Below are 17,669 nucleotides of genomic sequence, written 5' to 3'. Positions count from 1 at the left end.
CGCCAGACCAGAGGATTAATGAAGCTTGCAGGCTGTTTTTTAGCCAACAAAATCTCGAACGATTTCAATGAATTCGTCAGGATGGGAGATAAAAGGTGCGTGTGAGGCCTTATTAAGGGTCACGCTGCGGCTGGCAGGGTAGAGATCATCCAGCAGGGGAATGGCTGCCTTGGGTACCAATGAATCCAGTCGGCCATAGATCCGCAACCAGGGCAGATCCAGCTCCCGCAGCGGTTCGCGCAGGTCAATCTCGGCCAACAGCGTCAGCCCGGCCTCGAGTGCGGCAAACAGGGGCGCCGGGCGCTCGGCCAGCCAGTGGCGCAACTGACGGATATCGTCCCGGGCATGTTCGCTGCCCATGGCCTGGATCGCCAGAAAGCGCTCTATGGTCTGGCGAAAATCCCCCGCCAGCATCTGGTTGAAGCCGGTCAGCACCTTGGGGGCGATCCCCGGCCACTCGTCGCGGGCCATGAAACAGGGGGAGCTGGCCACGGTGATCAGGGAATGCAACCGCTCGGGATGCGTCAGCGCCAACTGGCTTGCCACCAGACCCCCTAGCGACCAACCAAGCAGATGGCACTTCTGTGGCAAGATAGCGGCCACCTGCTCGGCAAGCCAGGTCAGGCTGTAATCCACCTGGTCTGCCAGCGGGCTGTTGCCAAAACCAGGCAAATCTACCAGATGAACCCGATAGTGGGGCGCCAACTGTTGGGCAATACCATGCCAGACCGCACCGTTCATCCCCCAACCGTGCAACAGCACCAGATCGGGCCCCTGGCCAAACTGCTCTACCGATATGCTCATCTAGACTCAAGATCCCTGTTCATGCTCTTGGGGTCAGCATGTTAAAGCGACTGCTCGCTAAAGCAAGCCCGCTGCTCGGCAACCACGGCGACTGGCAAGGGAGTTGCCTGCTCTGTCATCAGCCTTGTGACAACGAGCCCCTGCTCTGCAGCTGGTGTCGGCAGGCGCTGCACCAGCCACAGCCGAGATGCCGCCTCTGCGCCGCGCCGCTGGCTGACTATATAGAAGAGAGCATACCGGTCTGCGGCCGCTGCCAGCGCAGACCTCCCCCCTGGGAGCGGTTGCAGGTGATCGGCGACTACCAGGCTCCCTACCCCATGCTGATCCCCCGGCTCAAATATTCCGGCCAGATCCTGCTGGCGCCGCTACTGGCACGCCTCTTGGCCGATCATCTGGATGGCCGCGAGCCGCCGGAGGCGATCATTCCAGTTCCCCTGCACTGGTGGCGACAGTGGCGGCGCGGATTCAATCAGGCGGAGGAGATCGCGCAAGCCCTTGGCGAGTTCACCGACATTCCCTGCGACAACACTTTGTTGCAGCGCATCAAGGCGACCCCGCAACAAACAACCCTGAGCGCCGGGCAACGGCGGCGCAATCTGCGCGGGGCATTCCGGATCCGCTCCCACCAATACCATCATGTCGCCCTGCTCGATGACGTTGTGACCACAGGCGCCACCGCCGGTCAGCTCAGCCGTCTGCTCCATGAGAGCGGCATCACAAAGGTGGAAGTGTGGGCGATCTGTCGTACCCTGCGGCACAGCAAGTAGCCATCGGCATGCTACCCAAGCATTAATAACCGCGTTATCATGAATACCCTAGTCGTACACTCAGGTTTATGAGGATAGTGATGATCAGCATTTCCGACGCCGCCCAGGCCCATTTCCGTAAACTGCTGGAAAAACAGCCTGATGGCACCAATATCCGGGTGTTTGTGGTCAATCCGGGAACCCAGAATGCCGAGTGTGGCGTATCGTATTGCCCACCCGATGCCGTGGACCCGGAAGATCAACACCTGCCCTTCAGCGGCTTCGACTGCATGGTTGATCCCCTGAGCGCCCCCTTCCTGGTGGATGCCACCATCGACTTCGTGACCGATCAGATGGGCTCCCAGCTCACCCTGAAAGCACCGAACGCCAAAATGCGTAAAGTGGCCGATGACGCGCCGCTGATCGAGCGCATCGAGTACGTGTTGATGTCCGAAGTGAACCCCATGCTGGCCGGTCACGGTGGCAAGGTCACCCTGGTCGAACTGACCGAAGACAAACTGGCCATCCTGCAGTTTGGCGGCGGTTGCAACGGTTGCTCCATGGTCGATTACACCCTGAAAGAGGGGATCGAAAAGCAACTGCTTGAGAAGTTCCCGGGCGAGCTCAACGGCGTGAAAGACGCCACCGAGCACCAGCGCGGCGATCACTCCTACTACTGATTTGCGGCCCTTGCGCAAAGAAAAGGCCCCGCCATCTGGCGGGGCCTTTTGCATGGGCAATCGGCAGATTACTCGTCCTTCTTGTCTCGCGACAGCAGGGCGATGGCCGCCTCTTTCGGGTTCTTACCCTCGTAGAGCACCTTGAAGATCTGCTCGCAGATGGGCATCTCGACGCCGCAGCGGGCCGCCAGCAGATGTACCTCTTTGGTGTTGCGATACCCCTCCACCACCTGACCGATCTCGGTCATGGCGGTGTTCACATCCTTGCCAGCCCCGAGGGCCAGCCCGAAGCGACGGTTGCGCGACTGGTTGTCGGTACAGGTGAGCACCAGATCCCCGAGCCCCGCCATCCCCATAAAGGTTTTGGCATCGGCACCCAGCGCCGCACCCAGACGCTGCATCTCCACCAGACCCCGGGTGATGAGCGCGGTTCTGGCATTGGCGCCAAACCCGAGCCCGTCGGAGAGACCGGCACCGATAGCGATGACGTTCTTAACCGCCCCACCCAGCTGCAGACCGACGAAATCCGGATTGGTATAGACCCGGAACGAGCGACCACAGTGCAGCAGATGGGAGAGATCGTCTGCGAACTCGTCGTGGGTCGAGGCGACCGAGATGGCGGTCGGCAAACCGGCAGCCAGCTCCTTGGCGAAGGTGGGACCAGAGATCACCGCCAGCGGTATCTCGTCACCCAGCACTTCACGGGCCACGTCCTGCAGCAGACGGCCACTGTCCGGCTCCAGACCCTTGGTGGCCCAAGCGATACGGGTATCGGGGCGCAGGAAGGGTTTGATCCGGGTCAGCACATCGCCAAATACATGGCTCGGCACGACCAGCAGCAGCACGGGGGCAGCCTGTACCGCACGTTGCAGATCCGCAGTTAGCTGCAGATCAGCAGGAAAAGGGACATCAGGCAGAAAAGCCTTGTTGCAGCGGTCTTGTTCCAGCTCGGCGACATGAGCAGGGTCGTGACCCCACAGCAGGGTCGGATGACCGTTGCGCGCCAGAGAAATGGCAAGGGCGGAGCCATAAGACCCCGCCCCCAAGACCGAGATAGCGATCTGGTCAGCCATTATCAGGCTTCCGCTGTCGCCTGCTGGGCCTGTGCTTGCGCCATGTGCTGGGCAAACAGGGCATCGAAGTTGACCGGTGCCAGGTTCAGCTGCGGGAAGGAACCCTTGCTCACCATGTTGGCCACGGCTTCGCGGGCATACGGGAACAGGATGTTCGGGCAGAAGGCAGCCAGGCAGTGAGCCAGTTGCGGCTCCGGCAGGTTACCGATGGTGAAGATACCGGCTTGCTGTACTTCGCACAGGAAGGCAGTTTCGGTTTCCAGTTTGCAGGTTACGGTCAGGGTCAGGACAACCTCGTACACGCTCTCAGCAAGGATGTTGGTCTTGGTATCCATATCCAGCTTGACGTCCGGTTGCCACTCTTTCTGGAAGATGTGCGGGGTGTTCGGCGCTTCGAAAGAGACATCCTTGGTGTAAACACGCTGGATGTGGAATTCCGGTTGTACTTCCTGGTTGTTGATCTCGTCAGCCATTTCGTTTGATTCCTTGTTATATGGATAAGTGGGCTCAAGCCCTGCTTAAATCAGCGTTTCTTGGTTACCGGCAGATTTTCTGCACGCCATTGGGCCATGCCACCGCCGAGCACATAAACCTGCTTGAAGCCAGCTTTGCTCAGCTGACGGCCCGCGCCGCCCGCAGTCATTCCCGACTCGCACACCACTATGATGGGGGCATCTTTATGCTTTTCAACCGGGCCCAGATTATTGCTCTGGATCTGGGTCAGCGGCAGGTGCTGGGCACCGGCCAGATGGCCCTTGGCGTACTCTTCCTGACTGCGAATATCCACCACGGTGGCATTCTCGCGGTTGATCAGCAGGGTCGCAGTGTGATTGTTGACGGTTTTTACCGGAGACAAACGGGCACGCACAGTGGTGTAAACCAGAGTGCCAGCCAGACCCAACCAAGCTGCGGTCAGCAGCGGGTTACGGGCCGCAAAATCCAAATACTCTTGCATCTTCTACTATCCAGGGACCAAGACAAGGGCCCGAGTATACATGGGGGTATTGATAAGATCAGCCATCTTGGCGGCAAAGCGCGAGCAGGCTCCCATCATCATTGGGCAGCGAGCATGGCAGGAAGGGCATGGCTTGCGGGGCCGCGGGAGCGCCCCTTGGCTATCAGGTGACTATTTCGGCAGATGTAGTAATATTACGCTAGTTTCATTTCCCGCATTTTTTCCAATCCGAGAGGACATAGTCTTATGTCAACAGCTAAGAAACCTTTGGTTCTGGTCATCATGGACGGTTGGGGCTACAGCACCAAGCAAGAGCACAACGCCGTCGCTGCCGCCAAGACTCCCAACCTCGATCGTCTGGCCCGTGACTACACCAGCACCCTGATCTCCGGCTCCGGTCTGGACGTTGGTCTGCCTGATGGCCAGATGGGCAACTCCGAAGTGGGTCACGTCAACATCGGTGCCGGTCGCATCGTCTATCAGGAGCTGACCCGCATCTCCAAAGACATCAAGGATGGCGACTTCTTCCAGAACGTCGAGCTGGCCAAGGCTGTTGACGCTGCCGTCACCAACGGCAAAGCCGTTCACATCATGGGCCTGATGTCTCCGGGTGGCGTACACAGCCACGAAGAGCACATCATGGGCATGATCGAAATGGCTGCCAAGCGTGGCGCAGAGAAGATCTATCTGCACGCCTTCCTGGATGGCCGTGACGTTCCGCCGCGCTCCGCTCAGTCCTCCATCGAGCTGTTCGATGCCCTGTTCGCCAAGCTGGGCAAGGGTCGTTTCGCCTCCATGATCGGCCGTTACTTCGCCATGGACCGCGACAACCGCTGGGATCGCGTGCAGCAAGCCTATGACCTGATGACCCAGGGCAAGGGCGAGTTCACCGCCGAGAGCGCCACCGAAGCACTGGCTGCCGCCTATGCTCGCGACGAGAACGACGAGTTCGTCAAAGCCACCCGCATCGGCGAAGCTGCCCCGATGGAAGATGGCGATGCGCTGATTTTCATGAACTTCCGTGCCGACCGTGCCCGTGAAATCACCCGCGCCTTCGTTGACACCGACTTCACCGGCTTCGCCCGTGCAGTCGAGCCGAAGCTGAACTTCGTGATGCTGACCGAATACGCGGCCGACATCAAAACTGCCTGCGCCTACCCGCCGACCGCTCTGGTCAACACCCTGGGTGAGTGGCTGGCCAAGCAGGGCAAGACCCAGCTGCGCATCTCCGAAACCGAGAAGTATGCTCACGTCACCTTCTTCTTCAACGGTGGCGAAGAGTCCTGCTTCACCGGCGAAGATCGCGAGATCGTGGCCAGCCCGAAAGTGGCGACCTATGACCTGCAGCCGGAGATGAGCTCCGAAGAGCTGACCGACAAGCTGGTTGCGGCCATCAAGAGCAGCAAGTACGACGTCATCATCTGTAACTACCCGAATGGCGACATGGTTGGTCACACCGGTGTGTTCGATGCCGCCGTCAAAGCCTGTGAAGCCGTTGACCACTGCATCGGTCGCGTCACCGACGCCCTGGCCGAAGTGGGTGGCGAGTGCCTGATCACTGCCGACCACGGCAACGCCGAGAAGATGCTGGACGAAGAGACTGGTCAGGCCCACACCGCCCACACCAATCTGCCGGTTCCGCTCATCTATTTCGGTCGCAAAGCCGAGGTGGTTGAAGGTGGCAAACTGTCCGATCTGGCCCCCACCATGCTGACCCTGATGGGTCTGCCGGTGCCGCCGGAAATGACTGGCAAGCCCCTGATGATTCTGAAATAATCCTTCCCCATGCGGGGATGCGAAGTTATTTCACAGAAAACCAGTCGCGTCGGCCTGTTGGCCGGCGCGCTGTTTTTTTGCCTGTCATTTGGCGCCAGCACACCGGCTTTGGCCGCCAATCAGCAGCTGGGGACCATGCAGTCCCGGATCAAAGAGCAACAGAAGACCATCAAGCTCAGCAAGCAGGAGCTTGCCAAGCTCAATACCCAGCTCAAGGCTGACGAGCAGGCCATCTCGGCCGCCGCCGCCAAACTCAACCAGACCAGGCAGCAGTTGAAGCAGAACCAGCAGACGCTGGCGACCCTGCAAAAAGACAAGCTGGCGCTGGAAGTTCAAGCCAAACATCAAAAGCAGTTGCTGGCCAAACAGGCGGAGAGCGCCTTTCAAGCGGGCAACCACGACTACCTCAAACTGCTGCTCAATCAGCAGGATCCGGCCAAACTGAGCCGCTCGCTCGACTACTACGACTACCTCAACAAGGCCCGCATCGACGCCATCGACGCCCTGCGCGCCACCCGTGACAAGCTGGCGAAAAACCAGCAGGCCACCAAAGAGACCGAGACCAGACTGCAGACCCTGCTTGCCGAACAGCAGGAGCATCACCAGACCCTGCTGGCCAGCCAGCAGAGCCGGGCCAAGGTGCGTAACCAACTGCAGCAGTCGGTACAGGATGACGAGCAGAAGCTCACCCAGCTGGTCAAGGCGGAGAAGGCGCTGAAAGCCCGGCTGGAAGAGCTACGTCGCAAGCGCGAAGAGCAGGAGCGCCGTGAACGGGCCGAGCGGGAACGGCTGGCCAAGCTGAAAGCGGAGCAGGAGCGTCAGCGCAAGCTGGCCGAACAGCGCCGCGCCGAGCAGCAGCGACTCGCCGCCCAGCAGAACAAAACCGTCAAACCGGCAGAACCGGTCGAAGAGGTGGCCAGCAGCAAACCGGAGCGTGGCTCGGGCATCAGCAGTGCTGGTCACTACAGTGGTCTCAAGACCAATGGCAGCCTGCGCTGGCCGGTACAGGGACCGATCCTCATCTCCTACGGTTCGCCGCGCACCGCCCAGCTCAAGTGGAAAGGCACTCTGATCGGCGCCAGCGAAGGAACTCAGGTCAAGGCGGTCGCACCGGGACAAGTGGTCTACGCCGACTGGCTCGATGGCTTCGGTATGCTGCTGGTGATCGACCACGGCAAAGGCTATATGAGCCTCTACGGTCACAATCAGTCGCTGCTGCGTCAGGTTGGCCAGAATGTGGAACAGGGTGAACCGGTGGCACTGGTCGGTGACAGTGGCGGTCAGGACAGACCGGGCCTCTACTTCGAAATTCGCTATCAGGGCGAGGCGATCAACCCGACCAAATGGCTGGCCAAGGGTTGAGTTAACCCGGCCGACAAACGCGTCACACGCTCACTAGCAAAAGCCTGCCTCACGCAGGCTTTTGTCATTTCAGGAGCATAGCCCCCCACAGTCGGTCCCATTTGATGAAAAATTACCTATTTTTTCGCTCGGCTCAGGGGAAGACAACCAGACCGATCTGCTCCAGCAAGGTCTGCTGCTGATCCTCGTTGATCTGTACTCCCTGCAGATCGACCCGGCGCAGATCCAGCCCCGGCAGATCGCACTGGCGCAGATCGCAGCCCTGAAGCTTGAAGCTGGTCCAGTCAATCTGGCCAAACTCGGAGCCGCTGAGATCGGAACCCGCCAGCGAGGCACCAAACAGGTTGGCCCCCTGCCAACGGTTACCGGTCAGCTCGCACTTCTCCAGCAGACAACCCTCGAAGCTGGCATAGCTGAAGTTGTTGCCGGTCAGATGGGCCTCGCAGAAGTAGCTTTTGGCGGTGATCTGGTTGGCGAAGCTGGCATGGCTGAAGTTGATACCGACCGCCTGACAGTCGCGCATCTCCAACCCCAGACACTGGCTGCGGCTGCAATCGGCCATGGTGAGATCACAGCGCAGGAAGCTGGCCTCGCGCAGATCGCAACCCTGCAACAGGCAGCCCCGTTCACTCTCCCGATCGTAGAAGCTGCAGTCGATGAAGCGGCTATCGCTCAAATCCAGCCAGGAGAAATTGCAGCCGATAAAGCGGCACTCCGAGAACTGCTCCCCCTCCATATCCTGTTGCTCGAACCGGACATCCACGAACAGCTTGCCTCTGATCATCGGAAAACCCCTGCAAAAACGGCTTCATATGCTGACTTTATCCGCCAAAAACGGTAATGTTACTTGTAACATCCACGCTGGACACCCCTATGAGCCCCACCCGCAAGCGCCGCCCCACCCTGCAAGATATCGCCGACCAGACCGGCGTGACCAAGATGACTGTCAGCCGCTATCTGCGCGACCCGCAGACCGTGGCGGAGGGGACCCGCGAGCGGATCGCGGCTGTGGTGGAAGAGCTGGGTTATATCCCCAATCGGGCGCCGGATATTCTCTCCAACGCGACCAGCAAGGCGATCGGCATCCTGATCCCCTCCCTCTCCAACCAGGTCTTCTCGGCGGTGATCCACGGCATCGAGTCGGTGACCCGACCGGCCGGCTACCAGACCCTGCTGGCCCACTACGGCTACAGCCCGGAGCGGGAGGAGGAGCAAGTCGCGTCCCTGCTCTCCTACCATGTGGATGGGCTGATCCTCTCCGACAGCCAGCACACCGAGCGCACCCGCAAGATGATCGCCACCGCCGGCATTCCGGTGGTGGAGACCATGGATCTGCCGCAAACCCCCATCGACATGGTGGTCGGCATGGACCATAGAGCCGCGGCCCGGGCCATGGTAACAGAGATGCTGCACCGGGGCCGACGCAAGGTGGTCTATCTGGGAGCGCGGCTCGACGTGCGTACCCAGCTGCGGATGGAGGGTTACTATCAGGCGATGACCGACTTCGGCCTCACCGGCCAGCATCTGCTGACCGAACAATCCTCCAGCTTCACTCTGGGGGGCAAGCTGCTGGATCAGGCGCTGGTGCGCTATCCCGACCTCGACGGCCTGTTCTGCACTAACGATGACCTGGCGGTGGGCGCCCTGTTGCAGTGTCAGGCCAAGTGGATCCCGGTGCCCCAGCAGATCGCCATAGCCGGTTGCAACGCCCTCGACATCGGCCACGCCATGACCCCCAAACTGGCCAGTATCGCCACCCCGCGGGAAGCGATCGGTCGGGAGGCGGCCACCATGCTGCTGGCGCGTCTCAACGGCCAATCCCAACCCGACACCCGCAAGGATATCGGCTTCTCCCTCTATGTCGGGGAGAGTCTGGGGTAATCGCTTCCCTCACCCACTGAAGTCACGCTGATAGCAAACAGGCCACCCGAGGGTGGCCTGTTTGGTTTTCGGCACAACTGATGCTTAGCGTTTTACCAGCTCAACCGCTTCGCGGGAGAGGCGGGTCACCTCTTCCCAGTTGCCGCTCTTGACCGCATCGGCCGGCAGCATCCAGGAGCCGCCGACGGTGGCCACGCACTTGAGTGCCAGATAGTCGGCCACGTTTTTCGGGCCGATACCGCCGGTCGGGCAGAACTTCACCTGGGGCAGCGGCGCGGCAATGGCGGAGAGCGCCTTGGTGCCGCCGTTCGCTTCGGCCGGGAAAAACTTCAGATGGTCATAGCCCGCTTCCAGCGCCTGCATCACTTCAGACGGAGTTGCCACACCCGGGATCAGCGGTGCAGTGCTCTTGGCCGCGTGGGCCAGCAGTGCCGGGGTCATGCCCGGGGAGATGACGAAGCGGGCACCGGCAGCAACGGCGGCGTCAAACTGCTCGCAGTTGAGCACGGTACCGGCACCGACCATGGCATCCGGCATCGCCTTGGCAATGAGGGCGATGGCATCGAGCGCCACCGGGGTGCGCAGGGTGATTTCGAAGACAGAGATGCCGCCGTCGAGCAGCGCCTTGGCCATCGGCAGGGCCTGATCCAGCTCGTTGATAACCATCACGGGTACCAGCGGGGAGGCGGCAAACACCTCGGCCGGGGTCACTTTCCAGTTCTGCATAGCTCTTCCTTAGTCAAAGATGGTGGCGCCACACTCGGCGCTCGATACCGCGCGACGCATCACGCTGAACAGTTCACGACCCCACCCCTCTTGTTCCAGAGTGAGGTCAATCTCGGCCTGGGTACGGCCACTCAAATCGGTCAGGCAGTCGAGGCTGCCATTTACCGCATCAACCCGCAGCAGGTCACCGTCTGCAAGCAGGCCGATGGCCCCGCCGTGCAGCGCTTCCGGGGTGACGTGGATGGCGGCCGGGATCTTGCCGGAGGCACCGGAGAGACGGCCATCGGTGACCAGCGCCACCTTGTAACCCGCCTTCTGCAGGTTGCCGAGCACCGGCATCAGCTTGTGCAGCTCCGGCATGCCGTTGGCGGCCGGGCCATTGTGGCGCACCACGATCACGGCATCCTGATTGAGATCGCCCGCCTTGTAGGCCGCTTCCACCGCATGCTGGGAGGAGAAGACCCGCGCTGGTGCTTCAATCACCCGATACTCGGGAGCCACGGCGGAGACCTTGACCACGGCGCGGCCCAGATTGCCCGCCAGCAGCTTAGTGCCGCCGGTGGCCTGGAACACGCTACCGGAAGGCGACAACACGCTCGCGTCGCCGCTCTCGCCCACCGGCTGCCATACCAGCTGGCCATCGACCAGTGCCGGACGGCTGAGGTAATCCTGCATCTCGCCAAAGACCGGAGTAGCATCCATGTGGATCAGCCCCTCTTGCGCCAGACGGCGCATCAGGCCGGGCACGCCGCCCGCCTGTTCGAAGGCGTTGACGTCAGCCGGGCCGTTCGGGTACATGCGAACCAGCAGCGGCACCACGTCGGAGAGATCGCTGATGTCATCCCAGGTCAGTACCAGACCGGCCGCGCGGGCCAGTGCCACCATGTGGATGCTGTGGTTGGTGCTGCCGCCGGAGGCGAGCAGGGCCACCAGACCGTTGACCAGCGAGCGCTCATCCAGCACCTCGCTCAACGGGCGATAGGCCGGGGAACCCGGGATCATGGCGCTGATACGACGTGCCGCTTCGGCGGTCAGGGCGCGGCGCAGCTCGCTATGCGGGTGCACAAAGGCGGAGCCCGGCAGCATCAGGCCCATGGCCTCGAACACCAGCTGGTTGGTGTTGGCGGTGCCGTAGAAGGTGCAGGTGCCTGCCGCGTGGTAGGCGCCGCACTCCATCTCCAGCAGGGCATCGCGACCCACTTCACCGGCGGCATACTTCTGACGCACCTTCACCTTCTCGTCATTGCTGATGCCGCTCGCCATGGGGCCAGCAGGAACAAATGCAGTCGGCAGGTGAGCGTGGGAGAGGGCCCCCATGATCTGGCCCGGAGCGATCTTGTCGCAGATGCCGAGCAGCAGGGTCGCATCGAAGGTGTTGTGAGAAAGAGAGAGCGCGGTCGCCTGGGCGATCAGGTCGCGGGAGAAGAGGGACATGTCCATCCCCGGTTGACCCTGAGTCACGCCGTCGCACATGGCGGGCACGCCGCCGGCGACCTGGGCGCTGTGGCCCAGCTCGGCCAGCACCGCCTTGATCTGATCCGGATAGCCCTGATAGGGCTGATGGGCGCTCAGCATGTCGTTGTAGGCGGTGACGATGCCGACGTTGGCGCGGGTCATATCGAGAATGCGACCCTTCTCGTCACTGCTGCAGGCGGCCACGGCGTGGGCCAGGTTGCCGCAGGCCAGCGCGGCGCGGGTCTTGCCCTGCTCTGCCTGACGCTGGATGCGGGCCAGAAATGCCTGACGACGGGCGACACTGCGCTCGCGGATGCGGGCGGTGACGTCGGAAATTACCTGATGAATCATTGGGCTTGCTCCAATGCTGTGACGGCGCGGTCAACCACCTGTTCGAAGGTGCCGTCTATATCAATGTGGAATACACCGGCTTCGCCATCCGGGCGCTCCAGAGTATCGAACTGACTTTGTACCATGCTTTCACGCATGAAATGGCCCTTGCGGGCACGCATCCGCTCGAGGATCAGCGGCTGGCTGCCATCGAGGAAGATGAAGCTGACCGACTCGTTGCCTTCGCGGATCTGGTCGCGGTACTTCTTTTTGAGGGCGGAACAGACAATGATGCCGGTCTCGTTCTTCTGCTCGAGACTGTAGGCGGCGTCGCGGATCCGCTCCAGCCAGGGGGCACGATCCTCATCGTTGAGGGGGTTGCCGCCAGCCATCTTCTGGATGTTGGCCTTGGGGTGCAGGTCATCACCATCGATGAACTTGGCGCCCAGCGCTTCGGCCACTTTCAGACCCACGCTGGATTTGCCGCTACCACACACACCCATCACGATAATGCACTTACCCGCCATAATTTGACCTCTGTCCCAATTTTCAAAAAACCAGCTGTTGATGGGTTCTAATCTAACACGTTACCGGTAACATGTTACCGGTAACGATTGAAAATGTGAAGTCTGCCACAGACTGAGCAAACCCATAGTCACCTGGGCATATGATGTTGAGCCCTTGCCATAAATCTAAATAAATCATAAAGATATGGTTTGCCGACGGATCGGCAAGGTGTCACGACTGAACTTGGAAAAAGGAACGCATAACAATGTCTGACCTCTCCCTGATCATGACAGCCGCCGGCTCGATTGTGCTGCTGCTCTTCCTGGTGATGAAGGCCCGGCTCCACGCCGTGGTAGCCCTGATCCTGGTCTCCATGGTGGCGGGTCTCGCCGCTGGCATGAACCCGGCCGACATCGCCAACACCATCCAGAAAGGGATGGGCGGCACCCTCGGTTTCGTCGCGGTAGTGGTGGCGCTGGGCGCCATGTTCGGCAAGGTGATGGAAGTGACCGGTGCTCTCGACCGGGTGGCTCACACCCTGCTCGGCAAGTTCGGCGTCAAGCGCGCCAACTGGGCAATGGCCCTGACCGGCTTTGTCTGCGCCCTGCCGCTCTTCTTTGATGTGGCCGTGGTGCTGCTGATCGGCGTCGCCTTCGCCATCGTCCGTCGTGGCGGCGGCAGCGTGGTGAAGATCGGTATCGCTCTGCTGGCCGGTATCGCCACCTGTCAAGCCTTCCTTATCCCGGCGCCAGGCCCGATCCTGGTGGCATCCCAGCTGGGTGCCGACTTCGGCTACATGATCCTGTTCGGCCTGATCGCCGCCGTACCGGCGCTGATCCTGGCTGGCCCGCTGTTCGGTGACTTCATCAGCAAGATCGTCGATGTGCCGCTGCCTGCCGATGCCCAGAACAGCGTACACGATGACAGCAAATCCCTGCCCTCCTTCGGGCTGGCCATGGGCCTCATCGGTCTGCCACTGCTGCTGATCGGCCTCAAGACCATCGTCGGTCGCTTCGTCGAGGCAGGCTCCACCCTGCACAACTGGCTGGAGTTCATCGGCCACCCCTTCACCGCCATCATGGTCGCCTGTCTGGCCGCCTTCTACCTGCTGGGTATTCGCCGTGGCATGTCCCGTGACGAGGTGATGAGCGTCTGCAACAGCGCCATCCAGCCGGCCGGTGTCATCATTCTGGTGACCGGTGCCGGTGGCGTCTTCAAGCAGGTGCTGGTTGATTCCGGCGTGGGTGCCGCCCTTGGCAACATGCTGGCCGACTCTGGTCTGCCCATTGTCGCGCTGGCCTTCATTCTGGCCGCTGCAGTACGGGTGATTCAGGGTTCTGCCACCGTCGCCATGCTGACCGCCTGCGGTCTGGTGCTGCCGATGCTGGAACCCCTCGGCCTGAACGGTGCCCAGCTGGCGGCCGTCACCATCGCCATCGGCGGCGGTGCCATCGTGCTCTCTCACGTCAATGACTCCGGTTTCTGGCTGGCCAACCGCTACCTCGGCCTCACCGAGAAGCAGACCCTGCAGACCTGGACCGTGATGGAGACCATCATCGGCACCACCGGCGGCGTGATGGCGATGATCATCTACAGCTTCCTCTGACAAGGGGGAAATGCTGACAAAAAGGCCTCACTCGTGAGGCCTTTTTCATCTTTCTGATGATTCTTTCTTTGGCTGAGAGGGCGAGATTGCTAGAATCGCCTATTCATCGCTCCGAGTGGAACGCTTAACCCCGTGATTTCAGGTTTATCTATGCATTCATCGGCCCATTATCGACAACTGCTGGCGCGCCTGCCCCAGATCGCCGTCGCAGCGGATCAGTTTGAAGTGCTCTACAGCGCCCAGGATTTCAAACGCCGCATTCTTGCGCTTATCGCCAGTGCCACCCGGCGCATCTATCTGGTCGCGCTCTATCTGCAGGATGACGAAGCAGGCCGGGAGATCCTCTCCGCCCTCTACGCCGCCAAGCAGCGCAATCCGGCCCTCGACATCAAGCTATTCGTCGACTTTCACCGTGCCCAGCGAGGCCTGATCGGCAAGGGCAAACAGGGCGGCAACCACCTGATGTATCAGGCCATGGCTGCCGAACACGACCACCAGATCGAAATCTACGGCGTGCCGGTCAAAGGGCGCGAGCTGCTCGGTGTGCTCCACCTCAAGGGCTTCATCTTTGATGATGTGGTGCTCTACTCCGGCGCCAGCCTCAACGACATCTACCTGCATCAGCAGGATCGCTACCGCTTCGATCGCTATCACCAGATCACCAGCCCGGAGCTGGCCCGCAGCATGGTCAACTATGTGGATGACCTGTTCGTGAAGAGCGACGCGGTGCAGCGACTGGATCACAGCGACATCCCCAGCGCCAAACAGCTGAAGGGGCCGATCCGCCGCTTCAAGCAGAACCTGCGCCAGAGCCAGTACCGCTTCAGCACCATGCCGGTCAACACCCAGGAGGTGGCCGTCACCCCCATGGTGGGTCTGGGCAAGCGCAACAATCAGCTCAACCTGATGATCCGCAATCTGGTGCGTGCCACCGAGCGGGAGATCTTCATCTGCACCCCTTACTTCAACCCCCCCAAGGAGTTGAGCAAGGATATCGAGGATCTGCTGCAGCGTGGTTGCAAAGTCACCATCGTAGTGGGCGACAAGACCGCCAACGACTTCTTCATTCCGCCGGAAGAGAAGTTCTCCACCATCGGTGGCCTGCCCTATCTCTACGAGACCAACCTGCGCAAGTTTGCCGAGCGCAACCAGCGCCACATCGACGACGGTCGCCTCAACCTGATGCTCTGGTGTTGCGAGCGCAACTCCTACCATCTCAAGGGGATCTTTGTGGATGACGAGTGGGCCCTGCTCACCGGCAACAACCTCAACCCCCGCGCCTGGGCGCTGGATCTGGAGAATGGCCTGCTGGTACACGATCGTCGCCACCTGCTGCGTCCCCAGTTCAACGCGGAGCGGGAGAACATCCTGACCAACACCAAGCGGATCAGCCACTTCGATCAGGTGGAACAGATCCAGGACTACCCGGAACAGGTGCGCAAGCTGCTGGGACGGATCCACAGGGTCAAGGCCCACCTGCTGCTAAAACGCATCATCTGACCTTGGGCGCCATGCGCCCACACCTTGCCTGTTGGCAGCCGCACAAAGGCCTCCCGTTTTCGGCAGGCCTTTGTTATATCCGCCGTTTCCCCCGCCTTGACGGCCCTGCCAGCAGCAACTCGGCTTGCATCGGCCCCTCAACAACCCCTATCATCTGGACATATTTACAGTGTTTTCGGGCATCTAATTGATGAAATTGGATAAAATTCCTCTCGATAGCCTCAAGGGTGTCGGCAGCAAGATGCTGGAGAAGCTCGAGCGGCTGGGGCTGGCCACGGTACAGGATCTGCTGTTCCACCTTCCCCTGCGCTACGAGGACCGCACCCAGGTGTGGCCCATCGGCGATCTGCCGCCCGGCCTGCACGGCGCCGTCGAGGGGGAGATCCAGGACACTCAGCTGGTGATGGGGCGCCGCCGCATGATGGTCTGTCGCATCAGCGATGGCACCGGCACCCTCACCTTGCGCTTCTTCAACTTCACCGCCGCCCAGAAAAACAGTCTGGCGGCGGGCCGTCTGATCCGCTGCTTTGGCGAGGTGCGCCCCGGCAAATACGGGCTGGAGATGGCCCACCCCGAGTACAAGTTGCTCGGCGAGGAACAAGCCGGTCAGACCGAAGAGGCGCTCACCCCCGTCTACCCGACTACCGAAGGGCTGCGCCAGCTCACCCTGCGCAACCTCACCGATCAGGCACTGGCCCAGCTCGACCTCTATGGCGTCGAGGAGCTGCTGCCCGCCGGCCTCTATCCCCACCAGATTGAGCTGGCCGCCGCCCTGAAATTGCTGCACCGCCCGCCCCCCTCGGTGGCGCTGCCGCTGCTGGAAAGCGGCCAACATCCGGCCCAGCAGCGACTGGTACTGGAGGAGCTGCTGGCGCACAACCTCTCGGTACTCAAGGTGCGCGCTCAGGCGCAAACCCAGCTGGCCCGCGCCCTCAAACCGGCGCCCGCGCTGGTTGAACAACTGCTCGGCGCCCTGCCGTTCAAGCCCACCGGCGCCCAGAGCAGGGTAGTAGCGGAGATAAGTAAGGATCTGCAACAGAGCCACCCCATGATGCGGCTGGTGCAGGGGGATGTGGGCTCCGGCAAGACCCTGGTCGCGGCGCTGGCCGCCCTGCAGGCTATCGGCAATGGTTGTCAGGTGGGGCTGATGGCGCCGACCGAGCTGCTGGCGGAACAGCACGCCATCAACTTCGCCAAGTGGCTGGAGCCGCTCGGCATCGGAGTCGGCTGGCTGGCGGGCAAACAGAAAGGCAAGGCGCGGGAAGAGTCGCTGGCCGCCATCGCCGATGGCAGCGTCAAGATGGTGGTGGGCACCCACGCCATCTTTCAGGAGCAGGTGGTGTTCCAGCGCCTCGCCTTGGTCATCATCGATGAACAGCACAGATTCGGGGTGCATCAGCGCCTTGCCCTGCGTGAGAAAGGGGAGCGGGAAGGGGTGCATCCCCATCAGCTCATCATGACCGCCACCCCCATCCCCCGCACCCTGGCGATGACCGCCTATGCCGACCTCGATACCTCGGTCATCGACGAACTGCCGCCGGGCCGCACCCCCATCACCACAGTCGCGCTGCCCGACAGCCGTCGCGGCGACGTGATCGAGCGGGTCAAGCTCGCCTGCACCGAGGGCAAGCAGGCCTACTGGGTCTGCACCCTGATCGAGGAGTCGGAGGTGCTGGAGTGTCAGGCCGCCGAGGATACCGCCGCCGAGCTGCAGAACCTGCTGCCCGGCCTGCACATCGGGCTGGTGCACGGTCGGATGCGGCCGGTGGAGAAACAGCGGGTGATGGAGGAGTTCAAGGCGGGCATACTGCAACTGCTGGTCGCCACCACCGTCATCGAGGTGGGGGTGGACGTGCCCAACGCCAGCCTGATGATCATCGAGAATCCGGAACGGCTCGGGCTGGCGCAGTTGCACCAGCTGCGCGGCCGGGTTGGCCGGGGTGCGGTGGCCTCTCACTGCGTGCTGCTCTATCATGCCCCCTTGTCCAAGACGGCCCAGAGCCGACTCGGGGTGCTGCGGGAGACCAACGACGGCTTCCTGATCGCCCAGCGCGATCTGGAACTGCGCGGCCCGGGGGAACTGCTCGGCACTCGCCAGACCGGTCTGGCCGACCTCAAGATCGCCGATCTGGTGCGGGATCAGCCGCTTATTCCACAGGTGCAAAAAATGGCGCGCTTCCTTATGGATAGGCATCCGAGCCATGTCGAACCCTTGATACGGCGTTGGCTCGGCTTGCGGGATCACTATTCCAATGCCTGATCGAGGTA

16 protein-coding genes are annotated in these 17,669 nt (G+C 61.5%); 8 read left to right on the top strand and 8 right to left on the bottom strand.

Translation table 11 applies throughout. The features are described from left to right. Positions 1-39: 39 nt before the first annotated feature. On the bottom strand, positions 40-804 hold the full coding sequence (gene bioH, locus AB5Y99_RS02760) for a pimeloyl-ACP methyl ester esterase BioH (protein ID WP_107683335.1): 765 nt from the start codon (positions 802-804) through the stop codon (positions 40-42). Positions 805-842: 38 nt separating this feature from the next. On the opposite strand from bioH, the gene AB5Y99_RS02755 reads away from it, so the two are divergent. Both AB5Y99_RS02755 and nfuA read left to right on the top strand, forming a co-directional pair. Beyond that, positions 843-1,571: an amidophosphoribosyltransferase gene (locus tag AB5Y99_RS02755; protein ID WP_107683334.1), complete on the top strand. Its 729-nt coding sequence runs from the start codon at positions 843-845 to the stop codon at positions 1,569-1,571. An 80-nt stretch (positions 1,572-1,651) separates the two neighbouring features. Beyond that, the gene (gene nfuA / locus AB5Y99_RS02750) at positions 1,652-2,230 is read left to right on the top strand and encodes a Fe-S biogenesis protein NfuA (RefSeq protein ID WP_005340636.1); all 579 of its coding nucleotides are present in this window, start codon (positions 1,652-1,654) and stop codon (positions 2,228-2,230) included. Between the two features lie 68 nt (positions 2,231-2,298). On the opposite strand, the gene gpsA is transcribed toward nfuA, so the two are convergent. The 3 genes from gpsA to AB5Y99_RS02735 are packed head-to-tail and all read right to left on the bottom strand — an operon-like array spanning position 2,299 to position 4,258. Further along, positions 2,299-3,303 carry an NAD(P)H-dependent glycerol-3-phosphate dehydrogenase gene (gene gpsA, locus AB5Y99_RS02745; RefSeq protein ID WP_005356865.1) on the bottom strand — a complete coding sequence of 335 codons (1,005 nt, stop codon included), beginning with the start codon at positions 3,301-3,303 and terminating at the stop codon, positions 2,299-2,301. A 2-nt stretch (positions 3,304-3,305) separates the two neighbouring features. Then, entirely contained in the window at positions 3,306-3,776 is a 471-nt protein-coding gene (secB, locus tag AB5Y99_RS02740; protein ID WP_042054222.1) for a protein-export chaperone SecB, read from the bottom strand. A gap of 50 nt (positions 3,777-3,826) precedes the next feature. After that, positions 3,827-4,258 (bottom strand): rhodanese-like domain-containing protein, encoded by a 432-nt coding sequence (locus tag AB5Y99_RS02735; protein ID WP_005340640.1) that lies wholly within the window; start codon positions 4,256-4,258, stop codon positions 3,827-3,829. 246 nt (positions 4,259-4,504) lie between these two features. On the opposite strand from AB5Y99_RS02735, the gene gpmM reads away from it, so the two are divergent. Together gpmM and envC are read left to right on the top strand one after the other, a co-directional pair. After that, positions 4,505-6,034 carry a 2,3-bisphosphoglycerate-independent phosphoglycerate mutase gene (gene gpmM, locus AB5Y99_RS02730; protein WP_368208639.1) on the top strand — a complete coding sequence of 510 codons (1,530 nt, stop codon included), beginning with the start codon at positions 4,505-4,507 and terminating at the stop codon, positions 6,032-6,034. Positions 6,035-6,043: 9 nt separating this feature from the next. Beyond that, positions 6,044-7,396: a murein hydrolase activator EnvC gene (gene envC, locus AB5Y99_RS02725; RefSeq protein WP_368208637.1), complete on the top strand. Its 1,353-nt coding sequence runs from the start codon at positions 6,044-6,046 to the stop codon at positions 7,394-7,396. A gap of 133 nt (positions 7,397-7,529) precedes the next feature. On the opposite strand, the gene AB5Y99_RS02720 is transcribed toward envC, so the two are convergent. Continuing rightward, positions 7,530-8,180: a Qnr family pentapeptide repeat protein gene (locus AB5Y99_RS02720; RefSeq protein WP_368208635.1), complete on the bottom strand. Its 651-nt coding sequence runs from the start codon at positions 8,178-8,180 to the stop codon at positions 7,530-7,532. Between the two features lie 89 nt (positions 8,181-8,269). Between AB5Y99_RS02720 and AB5Y99_RS02715 the strand changes: the two genes are divergently transcribed. Next, complete coding sequence (locus tag AB5Y99_RS02715) at positions 8,270-9,277, top strand: substrate-binding domain-containing protein (protein WP_368208634.1); 1,008 nt, start codon at positions 8,270-8,272, stop codon at positions 9,275-9,277. An 84-nt stretch (positions 9,278-9,361) separates the two neighbouring features. Here AB5Y99_RS02715 and AB5Y99_RS02710 read toward each other — a convergent pair whose 3' ends face one another. From AB5Y99_RS02710 to AB5Y99_RS02700, 3 genes are read right to left on the bottom strand one after another with little or no spacing between them, the layout of a single operon-like run. Beyond that, positions 9,362-10,003: a bifunctional 4-hydroxy-2-oxoglutarate aldolase/2-dehydro-3-deoxy-phosphogluconate aldolase gene (locus tag AB5Y99_RS02710; protein ID WP_005342660.1), complete on the bottom strand. Its 642-nt coding sequence runs from the start codon at positions 10,001-10,003 to the stop codon at positions 9,362-9,364. A 9-nt stretch (positions 10,004-10,012) separates the two neighbouring features. Continuing rightward, positions 10,013-11,809 carry a phosphogluconate dehydratase gene (gene edd, locus AB5Y99_RS02705; RefSeq protein ID WP_021230776.1) on the bottom strand — a complete coding sequence of 599 codons (1,797 nt, stop codon included), beginning with the start codon at positions 11,807-11,809 and terminating at the stop codon, positions 10,013-10,015. Then, positions 11,806-12,315: a gluconokinase gene (locus AB5Y99_RS02700; RefSeq protein ID WP_005340649.1), complete on the bottom strand. Its 510-nt coding sequence runs from the start codon at positions 12,313-12,315 to the stop codon at positions 11,806-11,808. The genes edd and AB5Y99_RS02700 overlap by 4 nt, the downstream gene beginning before the upstream one ends. Before the next feature lie 245 nt (positions 12,316-12,560). On the opposite strand from AB5Y99_RS02700, the gene gntU reads away from it, so the two are divergent. From gntU to recG, 3 genes are all read left to right on the top strand, one after another. Next, the gene (gene gntU, locus AB5Y99_RS02695; protein WP_005355418.1) at positions 12,561-13,901 is read left to right on the top strand and encodes a gluconate transporter; all 1,341 of its coding nucleotides are present in this window, start codon (positions 12,561-12,563) and stop codon (positions 13,899-13,901) included. 150 nt (positions 13,902-14,051) lie between these two features. Further along, positions 14,052-15,401 carry a CDP-diacylglycerol--serine O-phosphatidyltransferase gene (gene pssA / locus AB5Y99_RS02690; RefSeq protein WP_075116216.1) on the top strand — a complete coding sequence of 450 codons (1,350 nt, stop codon included), beginning with the start codon at positions 14,052-14,054 and terminating at the stop codon, positions 15,399-15,401. Positions 15,402-15,591: 190 nt separating this feature from the next. Further along, positions 15,592-17,661, top strand: a complete 2,070-nt coding sequence (recG, locus tag AB5Y99_RS02685; protein ID WP_162516203.1) for an ATP-dependent DNA helicase RecG — start codon at positions 15,592-15,594, stop codon at positions 17,659-17,661. The last annotated feature ends 8 nt before the right edge of the window (positions 17,662-17,669 follow it).

Origin of the sequence: Aeromonas sp. R4-2, from assembly GCF_040908295.1 — a bacterium.
GTDB classification, from domain to species: Bacteria; Pseudomonadota; Gammaproteobacteria; order Enterobacterales; family Aeromonadaceae; genus Aeromonas; species Aeromonas veronii.
The sequence above is the reverse complement of the archived record's forward strand: the minus strand, read 5'-3'. Positions and strand labels throughout refer to the sequence as shown.